This window comes from Streptomyces sp. NPDC056883, assembly GCF_042788835.1.
Taxonomy (GTDB): domain Bacteria; phylum Actinomycetota; class Actinomycetes; order Streptomycetales; family Streptomycetaceae; genus Streptomyces; species Streptomyces stoeckheimensis.
The window spans coordinates 383,715-397,379 of sequence record NZ_JBHUBS010000001.1 but is presented as its reverse complement, the minus strand read 5'-3'; the positions used below and the strand labels follow the sequence as shown (position 1 = coordinate 397,379).

The window sequence follows — 13,665 nt, the reverse complement described above, 5'->3', positions numbered from 1 at the left end:
CCGTCGGATTCTCCGACGGCCCCGGACCCGTGTGCGCGCCGCACGCGCTCCGCGCTCGGCGGCCCGCACTCAGTGGCCCGGCAGCACGCAGACGCTGTCGAGTCCGAGCACGTGGTTGAGCCGGCCGAAGGCCAGCCAGGAGCCGATGCTCATCGTCAGCTCCACGATCTCCACCTGGCTGTAGCGGGCCGTCATCCGCTCCCAGAACTCCTCGTCCAGGCCGTGGTGGTCCAGGCAGTACCGCTCCGCGTACTCCGCCGCGAGCCGGGTGCGCTCGTCGAAGCGGTCCGTGGTGCGCCACTCGGTGACGGCCTCGGGGAACTCGTCCTCGACCTTCTCCCCGTCCCGGTCGGTGCGCCAGTCCAGGCAGAAGATGCAGCCGTTGATCTGCGCGACGCGCAGCCGCGCCGCCTCGAACTCCCGCAGCCCCAGGGTGGTGTGGGCGTACACCGACAGGGAGAAGTTGGCGGCGGCCATGCCGATGCCGGGGACCAGATCGCCCCACACGTACTCGATGGGGTGCTGGCCTTCGGGGATGTCGATCCTCATGACAGTTTCCTTCCGAGTTTGCCGACGGCGGGGCGCAGGGGGACGTCCAGGGCGTCGTAGAGGCCCGGTTCGGCCTCCACCAGCCAGTCGATGGCGCCGACGAGGCGCCCGACCGCGGTGGCGTTGCCTCCGGCGGAGCGGTTCTCGCCCTCGTCGGTGGCCTCGATGGTGACCTCGATGTGCGGGCGGCCCTCGATGATCACCCGGTGGGCGCCGTCGCCGCCGTCGGGCGGGGTCGGCCAGTCGGGGGCGCAGGAGGCGTGGATCCGGGTGACGTGCTCGATGACGATGCGGGGTTCGCCCTCGACGATCCCCTGGACCTCGAAGCGGATGGCGCCCTGGGTGCCTCCCTCGAACTCCCCCATCGTGCGCGTGGTGACGGTGGTGTCGAGGGCGCGGCGCTCCACGGTCTCGCGTATGTCGTCGAGTTCGACGCCCAGGGCGCGGGCCATCATCCGGATCTGCCCGCCCCACACCATGGTCGGGATGGACGGCATGAGCATCATCGGCTCGTAGTCCATGGGCTGGCCCATGCCGATGAGGTAGCGGACGGAGTCCGGCTGGTCGTAGGTGGAGTAGTCGAAGATCTCCTGGCAGCGGATCACGTCGATCCGCGTGCCCAGCCCGCTGAGCAGCAGCGGGAGCACGTCGTTGCCCCAGCCGGGGTCGACGCCCGAGGCGAAGAGCGAACCGCCGCCCTCCGCGACCGCGGCGGTCACCGGATCGAGGAACTCCGGTGGGGCGCTGCGGTAGTCGTAGAGCGGATAGAGGGCGGGGCTCACGACGACGGCGCCGGAGCGGATCGCCCGGGTGATGTCGGCGAGCGCGTCGTCGGGGCGGATGTCGCCGGACGCCGCGTAGACGACCGCCTGCGGACGGGCCGCGAGGACCGCCTCGATGTCGTCGGTGGCCGCGACGCCCGTCTCGTAGTCGAGTTCGCCGAGTTCACCGGCGTCGCGGCCGACCTTTTCTGGATTGTGGACGATGACGGCGGCCAACTTCAGCGCCGGATGGGCCTCTACGGCACGGATGGCCAAACGGCCGACGTTGCCGGTACCCCAGACAACCGTGGAAATCATGCGCGGAGGGTAGCTTCAGGACCTGTAGGTTCCTAGAGCCGTGTACGGAAATTCCGGCCCGCTGTCACTGGTTTTGCGCACCCAGCACGAAGAGCAGGTAGATGAAGAACGCGAACAAGTGACCAACGAACAAATAGGCGATGAGCCGGATGATGAGACCGCGCGGGAACTTCGACTGCTGCGTCTGCTGGGGCTGCTGCGTATCGGGCATGGCGTACGGCTCCTCGCCTATCGGTGGTGTGTGGTCGTGCCGGTGCCGCCGCCGAGGCACAGGCCGGCGAGGCTGCTCTGCAGCAGGGTGTGGACGAACAGCAGATCCGCCCCCGCAGTCGAGGCCGCGCCGATCCGGTGCGCGGTGAGCGAGTCGAAGTGGGCGCTGTCCCCGGGCTCCAGCAGGTACTCGGTCTCCCCCAGGTGCAGCCGCAGCCGCCCCTGGAGCACGTACAGCCATTCCTCCCCCGGATGTACGCGGACCAGCTCGCCCTGGCTGCGGCCGTAGGGGACGTGCACGCGCAGCGCCTGCATCCCGCGGCCGGACCCGCCGGCCTGCCAGTAGGTCCAGCCGTCCGCCTCGCGGGCGCCCGGACCGCCGGCCCGTACGATGGGATCGGCGACGGCCGGGGTCTCCCCGAGCAGCTCCGAGACCGTCGTGCCGTAGGTGCGGGCGAGCCCGAGCAGCAGCGGCAGCGAGGGCTGGCGGCGGCCGGTCTCCAGCCGCGACAGGTGCGCCGGCGAGAGCCGGGCCCGGGCGGCGGCGGCCTCCAGGGTGAGCCCGGCCCGGCGGCGCAGATCGCGCAGCTGCGGGGCCACGGTGGGCAGCTCGGCGTCGGGGGCGGTGGCGTCGGGGGGCGTAGCGCCGGGGGGCGGGTCGGCCGCTTCGTTGGGGCCGGGGGCAGGACCGGTTGTCATGCCCCGATTGAGCCAGATACTTACCTCCCTGGCAATCTGCCTTGCCTCTGAGGCAAATCACCCTCGCTCTCACGTCGCGCCGAGCACCGTCTCCACCGTGTCCGCGTCCTGCGCCCGCTTGTCGGGGCGGTGGCGCAGGACGCGCGCGAAGCGCAGGGCGACCCCGGCCGGGTAGCGCGGGGAGCGCTGCAGGCCGTCGTAGGCGATCTCCACCACCAGTTCGGGGCGCACCCGGACCGTGTAGCCGTCGTCCTCGACCGCGAGCTCGCCGAGCCGCTCGGTCTGCCAGCGCAGCATCTCGTCGGTGAGCCCCTTGAAGGTCTTTCCGAGCATCGCATAGCCGCCGTCGGCGGTCCGGGCGCCCAGGTGCAGATTGGACAGGAGGCCGGTGCGCCGGCCGTGGCCCCGTTCGACGGCGAGCACCACCAGGTCGAGGGTGTGCACCGGTTTCACCTTGAGCCAGTGCTTGCCGCGCCGGCCGGCCGCGTAGACGGAGTCGAGGGCCTTGAACATCACGCCCTCGTGCCCCCGGCTCAGGGTCCGCGTCCAGAACTCCTCCGCCTCGGCCGCCTGCGCCGCCGGGTCCTCGACCACGAGCCGGCCGACCCGGAACTCCTCCGGTACCAGGGCGGTGAGCGCCGCGTACCGTTCGCGCACCGGCAGGTCGAGGAGTACGCGGTCCCCCGCCACCAGCACGTCGAAGAAGTAGGGGACGACCGGCAGGGTCCGCCGGGCGGCCTCGACGTCGGTGCGGGAGCCGACCCGGCTCGCCACCTCCTGGAACGGCACCGGGCGCCCGTCCGCCGGGGAGCGTCCGATGACCTCCCCGTCGAGGATGAACCGGTCCCCCGCAAAGGACCGGGCGAGCTCGGCCACTTCCGGGAGCCGGCCGGTGATTTCGTCGAGGGAGCGCGTGTACACCCGTACGTCGTCCCCCTCGCGGTGGACCTGCACCCGGATCCCGTCGAGCTTCTCCTCCACCGCACACGGCCCTAGCGCGGCAAGTGCCCCGGCCACCGACTTGGCGGTGTTCGCCAGCATCGGCTGGACGGGCTGCCCTACGCGCAGGGTGACCTCGCGCAGGGCCGCCGCCCCCTCGGCGAGCACGGCCGCCGCCACCCGGGGCAGGGAGCCGTCGAGCATCGCGGCCCGGCGCAGGGCGGCGGCGGGCACCCCGGCCGCGGCGGCGACCCCGTCCAGGGCCACGGCGTCGAGCGCGCCCTGGCGCACCTCCCCGCCGAGCAGGCTGCGCAGGAACCGCTGCTCGGCCTCGGTGGCCGCGCCGAGCAGCGCGTCCAGGATCCGGCGGCGTTCGGCCTGGGCGCCGGCCCCGGCCACGGCGGCGAACCGGGTCACTGCCTCGTCGACGGCCCTCACGGTCAGGGTCGGTTCCGCGGCGGGCGGCGTCTCCTGGGCCAGCGCCCGCCAGCCGATCCCGGGGCGTCCCTGCGGGAGCCGTCCCGCAAGGTACGAGACCACCAGCGCAGCCTCTTCGGCGGGCGCGGCGGCGAACAGCTCCGCGAGCAGGGCGGTCTTCCCCGACCGTGCGGGGGTCTCACCGACCTCCCGGGACACACGCGCAACCTCGGCGAGCAGCATGCGGCCATCCTCCCGCCGGGCGGCCTGCGCCGCAGCCTGTACATCCAGCCTCGCCGGCATGTGAGGCGCGGGATCCGGGGCGAAGCCCCAGGGGCCTTTCAGCCGTCCGGCGTTTGAGGACCGGGGTCTGGGGCGGAGCCCCAGGAGGGGTCCGGGCGCAGCCCGGCACCCCTCCAGCCCGTCCGGCGCTTGAGGACCGGGCCCCGGGCAGCCCCCGGGGCACCCCATCCAGCCTCGCCGGCGTTTGAGGACCGGGGTCCGGGCAGCGCCCGGGGCACCCCATCCAGCCCCGCCGGCGTTTGAGGCGCGGGTCCGGGCAGCGCCCGGGGAACGGTGGAAGGGCGGGTAGGGGACTTCGCCCCGCAGGGCAGCAACCGTGGTGCGGATCGCGCGCCGCGTCACAGGAGCCCCGGGCCGGCCCGGCTTCCGCCCATCGAGGCCGGAGACCACCCCGCATACCGCAGGCGCGGTACACGCGACGGCCCGCGTAGTCCTTGAGGACGTCGGCAGTTCAACCTGCGGGAGCGCGGCCGCCGCCGCCCCTGCGCTTAGGGTTCCCGTATGAAGCTCCGACTGCCCCGGCGCCGCCGAAGCCGCCTGCTCGCGGGCGCGGCCGCGCTCGCCGTCGTCGCGGGGGCGGGCACCCTCACGGCCGCCGCCGCGGCCGGCGACGCCCCGTCCGTGCACCGCGAGGACAAGGTCCTCGACATGCCCGGCGCCGGGATCGACATCTCGTACTTCACCAGCGGGGACACCGCGGGGGACGGTGGGGCGAAGCGTCCCGCCGTGCTCCTCGCCCACGGTTTCGGCGGCAGCAAGGAGGACGTGCGTCCGCAGGCCGAGCGCCTCGCGCGCGACGGCTACGCGGTGCTGACGTGGTCGGCGCGCGGATTCGGCCGCTCCGGCGGGAAGATCGGGCTGAACGACCCCGCGTACGAGGTCAAGGACGTCTCCCGGCTGATCGACTGGATCGCCGCCCGGCCCGGGGTGCGGCTCGACGCGGCGGGAGATCCGCGCGTCGGCATCGCGGGCGGCTCCTACGGCGGGGCGGTCTCGCTGCTCGCGGCCGGCAACGACCCGCGTGTGGACGCCATCGCCCCCTCGATCACCTACTGGAACCTCGCGGACTCCCTCTTCCCCGGCGACGTCTTCAAGAAGCTGTGGGCGGGCCTCTTCTTCACCACCGGTTCCGCGGGCGGGCTGCAGCCGGGCGCTTCCGGTCCGGGCGCCGCCCCGCAGGCGGCCCCGGCCGCGCCCGGCTGCGGACGCTTCCAGCCGGAGCTGTGCGCCATGTACGAACGGGTCGCGGTGGCCGGCAAGCCCGACCCCGAGGCCCGCGCGCTGCTGGAGCAGCGCAGTCCCTCGGCGGTCGGCGGCGCGATCAAGGTGCCGACCCTGATCACGCAGGGCCAGGACGACTCCCTCTTCCCGCTGGACCAGGCCGACGCCATGGCCCGGGCGATCGCCGCCAACGGTGCGCCGGTCTCCGTGGACTGGGCGGCCGGCGGTCACGACGGGGGCATGCGCGAGGCGGACCGGGTCGAAGACCGGGTGAAGACCTGGTTCGACCGGTACCTCAAGGGCGACACGGCCGTGGACACCGGTCCCGCCTTCCGCGTCTCGCGCTCCGGCGGCATCGACTCCACCGACGGCCGGGTCACGCTGCGCGGAGCGAGCGGCTCCACCTATCCCGGGCTGCTGTCCGGGCCGCGCGAGTTCGCCCTGACCGGCCGGGAGCAGACCTTCGCCAACCCGGCGGGCGGGGCCCCGCCGGCGCTGTCCGCGCTCCCGGGCATCGGCGGGCAGCTCGCCGCCCTCGGAGGCGGCCTCTCGCTGGACTTCCCCGGGCAGAACGCCCGGTTCGAGTCGGAGCCGCTGACCGCGGAGACGCGGATCACCGGGACCCCGACCGTCACCCTAAAGGTGAGGTCTACAGCCGCGGACGGTTCGGCCGTCCTGTTCGGCAAGGTGTACGACGTCAGCCCCGATGGGCGCCAGCAGGTGCTGCCGAGTCAGCTGGTGGCCCCGGTGCGGGTGGAGGGCGCGCAGCAGGACAAGACCGTCGAGCTGCGGCTGCCCGCGATCGACCACGCGGTCGAGGCCGGGCACCGGCTGCGGCTCGTCGTCGCCGCCACCGATCTCGGCTACGCCTCCCCGGCCGCCCCGGCGGCCTACACCGTCTCGGCGCAGGGCCCCCTGGCCGTACCCGTCGCGGGCGGGGTGCGCACGGCGTCCTCGGGGCTGCCCGCCTGGACCTGGTGGATGCCCCTCGGGGCCGCTCTGCTGGCCGCGGCGCTGGTGGGGATCCGCAGGACCGGCCGGGGGCCGGGCGGCGACCGGGCGGGGGCGTCACAGCCCGACCCGGCGCTGGCCGACGTACCGCTGGAGATCACCGGGTTGACCAAGCGGTATGCGAAGGCGCAGGACCGGTACGCCGTACGGGACCTGTCCTTCCGGGTGGAGAAGGGCCAGGTGCTCGGCCTGCTCGGGCCCAACGGCGCGGGCAAGACCACGACCCTGCGGATGCTGATGGGCCTGATCACTCCGGACGCCGGGGAGATCCGGGTCTTCGGGCACCAGGTCCGGGCCGGCGCGCCCGTGCTCTCGCGGGTCGGGGCGTTCGTGGAAGGTGCCGGCTTCCTGCCGCACCTGACGGGGCGCGCCAACCTGGAGCTGTACTGGCAGGCCACGGGCCGCCCCGCCGCGGACTCCCACATGGAGGAGGCCCTGGAGATCGCCGGGCTCGGCGACGCGCTGGAGCGGGCGGTGCGCACGTACTCGCAGGGCATGCGCCAGCGCCTCGCGATCGCGCAGGCCATGCTCGGCATGCCGGACCTGCTGATCCTCGACGAACCGACCAACGGTCTGGACCCGCCGCAGATCCGCGAGATGCGCGACGTGATGATCCGGTACGCGGCCGGCGGGCGGACGGTCATCGTCTCCAGCCACCTGCTGTCGGAGGTCGAGCAGTCCTGCACGCACCTGGTGGTCATGGACCGCGGGCGGCTCGTCCAGGCGGGCGAGGTCGCCGAGATCACCGGCGGCGGGGACGTCCTGCTGGTGTCGCTGGCCGAACCGGTGGACGAGGCGGCCGTCGGGAAGATCGCCGCGCTGGAGGGAGTGGAGTCCGTGGCGAGCGCCGAGGACGGTCTGCTCGTACGGCTGGACGGCGCGAGCGCCGCCGAGCTGATCGCCGAACTCGTACGGCTGGAGGTGCCGGTGTCGGGAGTGGGGCCGCACCGGCGGCTGGAAGACGCGTTCCTGACCCTGATCGGAGGCGCGGCATGAACACCGTGACGGATGTGAACGCGCACGGGAACCCAGACTCGCCGGACTCACCCGCGAACGACGACGTGACCCCGGACGGCATCGGCCGCGAGGTCGCCCACGGCTACCGGGCGAACCGGACGCTGCCGCTGCGCGTGGAGGCGCTGCGGCAGTGGCGCCGGCGGCGGACGCTGGTAATGGGCGGGATCCTGGCCGCTCTGCCCTTCATCCTGATGATCGCCTTCGCGGTCGGCGGCGGCCCCGGCAGCCGGGGCGGCGACGACGGCCGGATCACCCTCATCGACACGGCGACGGCCTCGGGTGCGAACTTCGCGGCCACCTGCCTGTTCGTGTCGGCCGGGTTCCTGCTGGTGGTGCCGGTGGCGCTGTTCTGCGGGGACACGGTGGCCTCGGAGGCCAGCTGGTCCTCGCTGCGGTACCTGCTGGCCTCGCCCGTGCCCAGGGCCCGGCTGCTGTGGAGCAAGCTGGTGGTGGCCCTCGGGTTCAGCCTGGCCGCGATGGTGCTGCTGCCGTTGGTGGCGCTCGCCGCGGGTACGGCGGCCTACGGGTGGGGGCCGCTGGAACTCCCCGCGGGCGGCTCGCTGCCGGCCGGGGACACGATCGGGCGGCTCGCGATCGCCGTGGCGTTCGTCTTCGTATCGCAGCTGGTCACGGCCGGTCTGGCGTTCTGGCTGTCGACGCGGACGGACGCGCCGCTGGGTGCGGTGGGCGGGGCCGTCGGTCTGACGATCGTCGGCAACGTGCTGGACGCGGTGACCGCGCTGGGGTCCTGGCGGGAGTTCCTGCCGGCGCACTGGCAGTTCGCCTGGGCCGACGCCTTGCAGCCGCAGCTCGAGTGGGGCGGGATGATCAAGGGGACGGTGGTGTCGGTGTCGTACGCGGTGGTGCTGTTCGCGCTCGCGTTCCGCGGGTTTTCGCGCAAGGACATCGTGTCCTGAGGTTCGGCCGTCGGGGGCCAACCCCGACGGACCCGTGTGTGCCTGCCGCACCGGCGGCCCGTACCCCCCAAGAATCGCCTCGGTCAGGACGTACGGACGCGTCCGAACGGCACCGAGGGGTACGACCCATGGACAGAGCAGGACTTCCGCCTCGCAGGTTCGTGCTGACGGGTGGCCTCACGGCAGCCGCGGCCCTGCTCACGGGTTGCTCGGCCAAGAGCGCCCCGAAGGCGACGACGGCCGCCCCCGAGCCGCGGCCGAGCACTCCCGAGGGCGCGTACAGCCGCCTGATGGAGGGCAACAAGCGCTGGGTGAGCGGCAGCCTCAACCACCCCGACCGGGATCCGAACCGCCGTGAGCTGGTGTCGCAGGCGCAGGATCCCTTCGGCGTGATCCTGGCCTGCATCGACTCCCGGGTGCCGCCGGAGCTGCTCTTCGACACCGGGCTCGGCGACCTGTTCGTGCTGCGGACGGGCGGGCAGGCGGTCGGCCCGGTGGTGACCGGGTCGGTGGAGTTCGGGCCCATGACGGCCGGCACCCCGCTGATCATGGTCCTCGGGCACCAGCGCTGCGGGGCCATCGACGCCTCGTACAAGGCGTTGCGGGAGGGCAACCCGCTGCCCGGCAACCTGCGGGCGATCGAGAAGGCGCTGGTGCCGGCGTACGAGCTGACGATCAAGGACCCGGGCGCCGATCCGGTCGACACGATGATCCGCAATCAGATCAAGGTGACGGCGGACGACCTGCGGGGCAACGCGGATCTGGCGCCCCTGGTGGGGAAGGGATCACTGGCCGTGGTCGGCGCCTACTACTCGCTGGACACCGGCCAGGTGGAGATCCTCACGGGGGCGCCGACGGGGAGCGCTTCCGCCAGCCCGTCGGCCAGTACCTCGGCCGACGCCTCCGGGAGCGCCTCGCCGAGCCCGTCGGCATCCGCGTCCGCGTCCCCGTCGGCATCGGCATCGGATTCCGCGTCCGCGTCCCCGTCGGGGTCCGCTTCCGTCGGTCCGTCGCCCGACGCCTCCTGACGGCGGGACCGGTCAGACCGCGGCAGCTCCCGCGACGGCGTCGACCTCCGCGAGGAGTTCGGCGTCGAGGGGCCGGTCCGCGACGGCCGCGTTGGCCCGTACCTGCTCGGCGGACGTGGCACCCGCGATGACGGAGGCACAGCCGGGCTGGGCGGAGAGCCAGCCGATGGCGAGTTCCAGGACGGTGCGCCCGTGCTTGTCGGCCAGCGCCGCGAGCGCTTCCACGGTGTCGAGACGCTCGTCGGTGAGGTAGGCGTCGCGGCCTTCGAGGCGGGAGCCCGCGGGGACGGGGGCGCCGCGGCGGATCTTTCCGGTCAGCAGCCCGTTGGCCAGCGGGAAGTACGGCAGGACGCCGACTCCGTAGTGGAGGGCGGCCGGGACGAGCTCGCGCTCCGCCGATCGCTGGAGCAGCGACCATTCGTTCTGGGCCGATACGAAGGGTGCCGCGCCGGTCTCGCGGGCCACGTGGGCGGCTTCGGCGAGCTGCCAGCCGCTGAGGTTGGAGTGGCCGATGTAGCGGATCTTGCCTTCGGTGACGAGCTCTGTGAGCGCGGCGAGGGTTTCGGCCACGGGAACGGCCGGGTCCGGGCTGTGGAGTTGGTAGAGGTCGATGTGGTCGGTCTGCAGGCGGGTCAGGGACGCTTCGACGGCGCGCCGGATGTAGGCGCGGCCGCCGCGGGAGCCGGCGGCGGGTCCGTAGCCCATGTCCACGCCGTCGTAGCCGAACTTGGTGGCCAGGACGACCTGGTCCCGGCGGCCCTTGAGGACCTCGCCGAGGTGGGTTTCGGAGCCGCCGGCGCCCCCGTAGATGTCGGCGGTGTCGAGGAGGGTGATGCCCGCGTCGAGGGCGGCGTCGACGACGGTGCGGGTGGCCCGGGCGTCGAGGCGCCCGCCGAAGTTGTTGCAGCCGAGCCCGATCGCCGACACCTGAAGACCTGAACTACCCAGGGGGAGATGGCGCATTTCTTTGTTCCTCCGCACTCGTCCGGCACATGATCGGCAGGACGGCAGTGTAGATCGCACCCGTCCCCCGGCCCCGGGACGGGTGCCCGCACCGGCGTGGAAGTTCACACGATCGCAAAAGACTTCCGGGATCGAGAGCCACGTGTCGGGGCCGGCGCCGCGGCCGGGGTTTGTGACCATCGGGACTTCGGATCTCACCGCAGGAGCCGCCACGTGACCCACCCCGCCTCCGATTCCGACTCCTTCCTCTCCCCTCTCGCTGCGCCCCGCCGGCCGGTCACCGTGCTCGCCATGAGCGTCCCGACCCGGGCCGCCGTGCTCGGTGAACGGGTGCTTCCGGAGCTGGTCCGGGTCGCCGATGTGGACCCCGGGCTGCTCGTCACCGACTTCGGCTCCGCCCGCTCCGAGGACGCGCTGCGGCAGCGGCTGGCCGTGGCCGAGGTGCTGTTCACCGGGTGGGGCTGCCCTCCGCTGGACACGCGGGCGCTGGAGCTGATGCCGGAGCTCCGGGCGGTCGTGCACGCCGCCGGCAGTGTCAAACACCATGTCACCCCGGCTTGTTGGGAGCGGGGGCTGCTCGTCTCCAGTGCGGCGGCCGCGAACGCCCTGCCGGTCGCGGAGTACACGCTCGCAGCCATCCTGTTCGCCAACAAGCGCGTACTGGACTCCGCGCACGCCTACCGGGCCGCCCGCGGCCCCATCGACCCGCTGCGCCACTACCCCGCCGTCGGCAACTACCGCCGTACCGTCGGCCTGGTCGGCGCCTCGCTGATCGGCCGCCGCGTGCTCGAGCTGCTGCGCCCCTTCGACCTGCGGGTGCTCGTGCACGATCCGTACGCCGATCCGGCCGAGCTCGCCGCCCTCGGCGCCGAGGCCGTCGCCCTGGACGAACTGCTCTCCCGGAGCGACGTGGTGAGCCTGCACGCTCCCGAGCTGCCGCAGACCCGCCGGCTGCTGAACGCGTCCCGGCTGGCCCTGATGCGGGACGGGGCCACCCTCGTGAACACCGCGCGGGGCTCGCTCGTCGACACCGCGGCGCTGACCGGGGAGCTGGTCTCGGGGCGGCTGCACGCCGTGCTCGACCACACCGAGCCGGAGGTGCTGCCCGCCGACTCCCCGCTGTACGACCTGCCCAACGTGCTGCTCACCCCGCACGTGGCCGGTTCCCTGGGCGGGGAGCTGGACCGGCTGGCACTGTCGGCGGTCGAGGAAGTGGAGCGCTACGCCCGGGGGTTCCGCTTCCGCCACACCGTCGACCGCGACCGGCTCGGACAGTCGGCCTAGGGGGTGTCTTTCCGCTCTAGCCCGGCCCGCGCCGCGCGGACGAGGCGCTCCAAGTACGCGCGGCCCGGCCCGAGGCGCTCCGGCAGTGTGCCGGCGCCGGGGTACCAGCGCTTCTCGTACTCCCAGCAGAGCCAGCCCCCCGGCGGTACGAGGGCCACCGCCTCGGCGAGCGGCAGCGCTCCCCCGCCGAGCTCGAGCGGGGTCAGCTCCTGCGCGGACGCCACGTCCTTGACCTGGACGTACCCCAGGTGCCCGGCGAGGGCCCGGCTCGACCCGGCCGGCGACTCGCCGCCGAGCCAGGTGTGCAGTACGTCCCACAGCGCGCCCGCGCCGGGATGCGCGACGCGGTCGAGGACCCGGGCCGTGGCGGTCGCGGTGCGGTGTGAGTCGTGGGTCTCCAGCAGGATCCGGACCCCGTGCCGCTCGGCGAAGGGTGCGGCGGCCCGGAGCCTGCGGACGGCGTGGTCGTCGGCGTCGGCTCGGGGTGGTTCTCCGCCGCCGGGGAAGACCCGTACGTAGGGGGCTTCGAGGTCGGCGGCGAGCCGGACCAGGGCTTCGATCTCGGCGAGGACGGGCTCGTCGGGGCCGGGCGCGGCCACCCGGGCATAGCCCGCGACTCCGAGGACGGTGACTCCGGCGGAGGTCAGGGTGCGCAGGCCGGCCGCGCGGTCGCCGGCGGAGCTGGCGGGGTGCAGGGGCTCCTCGGGGTGGGCCCGCAGTTCGAGGCCCTGGTAGCCGTGCGTGGCGGCGAGCTCCGCGCTGCGCTCCAGCGGGGTGCCGGGCAGGCCGAGGGTGGAGAAGGCGTACCTCACGGACGGCCCCCTTCGGTGGCGGCGGGGAGCCCGGTGCCGGTGGGCCCGGTGGCGGTGGGCGAGGTGGCGGGCGGCGGAGCGGTGGAGGCGCGCACCGTCAGCTCGGCGGGCAGCGTGGTGATGCCGCCGGGGGGCAGCGCCCTGCGACCCGTGACGAGCTGGGCCGCGAGCACCCCGGCCTCGCGCAGCGGCACCCGGACGGTGGTGAGGGTGGGTGCGGTGTCGACGCAGACGGGCAGGTCGTCGAAGCCGGCGACGGAGACGTCCTCGGGTATCCGCAGGCCGGCCTCGCGCAGGGCCGCGGCGACCCCGGTGGCGACGGTGTCGTTGGCGGCGGCCACGGCGGTGAAGGGCGCGCCGCGGCGGAGTAGTTCGCGGGTGGCGTCGTATCCGGAGGACCGCTCGAACCCCGCGTGCACGGTGAGGCCGGCGCAGTGCGCGGGCAGTTCGGGGTCGTGGTCGCGCAGGGCGTCCCGGTGTCCGGCGAGGCGCTCCCGGGTGGTGCTCAGCCCGGGCGGGCCGGCCACGTAGGCGATGTGCCGGTGGCCGAGCGTCAGCAGGTGCTCGGTGAGCCGGAAGGCGCCGCCCCGGTCGTCGAACATGACGGTGGCGACGGGGAGTCCGGCGGGCAGGGGCAGCGGGGGTCGCCCGCAGAGCACCACCGGGGCGCCGGTGGCCGCGATGCGGGCGAGGCGGGCGGCGAGCGCCCGGGTGTGCTCCGGATCCTCCACGGCGCCGCCGGTCAGGACGACCCCGCCGGCCCGCTGTCCTTCGAGGAGGGCGAGGTAGTCGAGCTCGGCGGCCGGGGCGCCCTCGGTGTTGCAGACGACGGCGAGCCGGCGCGCACCGCCCTGCCCGCCGGGGGCCAGGGCGCTCTGCAGGGATCCGGCGAGGATCCCGAAGAAGCTGTCCGCGACATCGTGTACGAGGACGCCGATCAGGTCGGAGGTCGCGGCGGCGAGGGCCCTCGCCGGGCCGTTGGCGATGTAGCCGAGGTCCTCGATCGCCCGCTCCACTCGGGTCCTGGTGCCGCCCGCCACCGGATACCCGCCGTTGAGCACGCGCGAGACCGTGGCGGGCGATACGCCCGCGTGCGCCGCCACTTCGGCGAGTGTGACCGCCATCGTCCCCTCCTTCCGTTCCGTCCCGGGTCATCGTCTCACCCGATGTGTGGATCTCCATAGTCGCCGATGAAGAAAGCGCTTTCCATCACCCG

12 protein-coding genes are annotated in these 13,665 nt (G+C 73.9%); 4 read left to right on the top strand and 8 right to left on the bottom strand.

The window, feature by feature from the left end:
* Positions 1 to 69 precede the first annotated feature (69 nt).
* The 5 genes from ACFRU2_RS01950 to ACFRU2_RS01930 all read right to left on the bottom strand — a co-directional run bounded on the left by ACFRU2_RS01950 (position 70) and on the right by ACFRU2_RS01930 (position 4,136).
* On the bottom strand, positions 70 to 549 hold the full coding sequence (locus ACFRU2_RS01950) for a carboxymuconolactone decarboxylase family protein (protein ID WP_250738006.1): 480 nt from the start codon (positions 547 to 549) through the stop codon (positions 70 to 72).
* Complete coding sequence (locus tag ACFRU2_RS01945) at positions 546 to 1,628, bottom strand: dihydrodipicolinate reductase (RefSeq protein WP_250738009.1); 1,083 nt, start codon at positions 1,626 to 1,628, stop codon at positions 546 to 548. The genes ACFRU2_RS01950 and ACFRU2_RS01945 overlap by 4 nt, the downstream gene beginning before the upstream one ends.
* Positions 1,629 to 1,692: 64 nt before the next feature.
* Positions 1,693 to 1,839 carry a DUF6126 family protein gene (locus ACFRU2_RS01940; protein WP_382966629.1) on the bottom strand — a complete coding sequence of 49 codons (147 nt, stop codon included), beginning with the start codon at positions 1,837 to 1,839 and terminating at the stop codon, positions 1,693 to 1,695.
* A gap of 17 nt (positions 1,840 to 1,856) precedes the next feature.
* Positions 1,857 to 2,537, bottom strand: a complete 681-nt coding sequence (locus ACFRU2_RS01935) for a helix-turn-helix domain-containing protein (RefSeq protein ID WP_382966628.1) — start codon at positions 2,535 to 2,537, stop codon at positions 1,857 to 1,859.
* Between the two features lie 69 nt (positions 2,538 to 2,606).
* Entirely contained in the window at positions 2,607 to 4,136 is a 1,530-nt protein-coding gene (locus ACFRU2_RS01930) for an ATP-dependent DNA ligase (protein WP_382966627.1), read from the bottom strand.
* A 561-nt stretch (positions 4,137 to 4,697) separates the two neighbouring features.
* Between ACFRU2_RS01930 and ACFRU2_RS01925 the strand changes: the two genes are divergently transcribed.
* The 3 genes from ACFRU2_RS01925 to ACFRU2_RS01915 all read left to right on the top strand — a co-directional run bounded on the left by ACFRU2_RS01925 (position 4,698) and on the right by ACFRU2_RS01915 (position 9,390).
* Entirely contained in the window at positions 4,698 to 7,424 is a 2,727-nt protein-coding gene (locus ACFRU2_RS01925) for an alpha/beta fold hydrolase (protein WP_382966626.1), read from the top strand.
* Positions 7,421 to 8,362: an ABC transporter permease gene (locus ACFRU2_RS01920; protein ID WP_382966625.1), complete on the top strand. Its 942-nt coding sequence runs from the start codon at positions 7,421 to 7,423 to the stop codon at positions 8,360 to 8,362. Before ACFRU2_RS01925 ends, ACFRU2_RS01920 begins: the two co-directional genes overlap by 4 nt.
* A 128-nt stretch (positions 8,363 to 8,490) precedes the next feature.
* Positions 8,491 to 9,390, top strand: coding sequence for a carbonic anhydrase (locus tag ACFRU2_RS01915; protein ID WP_382966624.1), 900 nt, complete (start codon positions 8,491 to 8,493; stop codon positions 9,388 to 9,390).
* A gap of 12 nt (positions 9,391 to 9,402) precedes the next feature.
* Here ACFRU2_RS01915 and ACFRU2_RS01910 read toward each other — a convergent pair whose 3' ends face one another.
* Complete coding sequence (locus ACFRU2_RS01910; RefSeq protein WP_382966623.1) at positions 9,403 to 10,353, bottom strand: aldo/keto reductase; 951 nt, start codon at positions 10,351 to 10,353, stop codon at positions 9,403 to 9,405.
* Between the two features lie 291 nt (positions 10,354 to 10,644).
* Here ACFRU2_RS01910 and ACFRU2_RS01905 point away from each other — a divergent pair, with 291 nt between their 5' ends.
* A complete protein-coding gene (locus tag ACFRU2_RS01905) occupies positions 10,645 to 11,637 on the top strand; it encodes a hydroxyacid dehydrogenase (protein WP_382967800.1) in 993 nt (330 codons plus the stop codon).
* On the opposite strand, the gene ACFRU2_RS01900 is transcribed toward ACFRU2_RS01905, so the two are convergent.
* On the bottom strand, positions 11,634 to 12,449 hold the full coding sequence (locus tag ACFRU2_RS01900) for a sugar phosphate isomerase/epimerase family protein (RefSeq protein ID WP_382966622.1): 816 nt from the start codon (positions 12,447 to 12,449) through the stop codon (positions 11,634 to 11,636). The two genes, ACFRU2_RS01905 and ACFRU2_RS01900, sit on opposite strands and share 4 nt — an antisense overlap.
* Positions 12,446 to 13,573, bottom strand: a complete 1,128-nt coding sequence (locus ACFRU2_RS01895; protein WP_382966621.1) for a LacI family DNA-binding transcriptional regulator — start codon at positions 13,571 to 13,573, stop codon at positions 12,446 to 12,448. The genes ACFRU2_RS01900 and ACFRU2_RS01895 overlap by 4 nt, the downstream gene beginning before the upstream one ends.
* Between the last annotated feature and the right edge of the window lie 92 nt (positions 13,574 to 13,665).

Excerpts from the sequence above, each read along its gene's own strand:
- ACFRU2_RS01950 (WP_250738006.1), bottom strand. The coding sequence starts at position 549 with ATGAGGATCGACATCCCCGAAGGCCAGCACCCCATCGAGTACGTGTGG.
- ACFRU2_RS01945 (WP_250738009.1), bottom strand. The coding sequence starts at position 1,628 with ATGATTTCCACGGTTGTCTGGGGTACCGGCAACGTCGGCCGTTTGGCC.
- ACFRU2_RS01940 (WP_382966629.1), bottom strand. The coding sequence starts at position 1,839 with ATGCCCGATACGCAGCAGCCCCAGCAGACGCAGCAGTCGAAGTTCCCG.
- ACFRU2_RS01935 (WP_382966628.1), bottom strand. The coding sequence starts at position 2,537 with ATGACAACCGGTCCTGCCCCCGGCCCCAACGAAGCGGCCGACCCGCCC.
- ACFRU2_RS01930 (WP_382966627.1), bottom strand. The coding sequence starts at position 4,136 with ATGCTGCTCGCCGAGGTTGCGCGTGTGTCCCGGGAGGTCGGTGAGACC.
- ACFRU2_RS01925 (WP_382966626.1), top strand. The coding sequence starts at position 4,698 with ATGAAGCTCCGACTGCCCCGGCGCCGCCGAAGCCGCCTGCTCGCGGGC.
- ACFRU2_RS01920 (WP_382966625.1), top strand. The coding sequence starts at position 7,421 with ATGAACACCGTGACGGATGTGAACGCGCACGGGAACCCAGACTCGCCG.
- ACFRU2_RS01915 (WP_382966624.1), top strand. The coding sequence starts at position 8,491 with ATGGACAGAGCAGGACTTCCGCCTCGCAGGTTCGTGCTGACGGGTGGC.
- ACFRU2_RS01910 (WP_382966623.1), bottom strand. The coding sequence starts at position 10,353 with ATGCGCCATCTCCCCCTGGGTAGTTCAGGTCTTCAGGTGTCGGCGATC.
- ACFRU2_RS01905 (WP_382967800.1), top strand. The coding sequence starts at position 10,645 with ATGAGCGTCCCGACCCGGGCCGCCGTGCTCGGTGAACGGGTGCTTCCG.
- ACFRU2_RS01895 (WP_382966621.1), bottom strand. The coding sequence starts at position 13,573 with ATGGCGGTCACACTCGCCGAAGTGGCGGCGCACGCGGGCGTATCGCCC.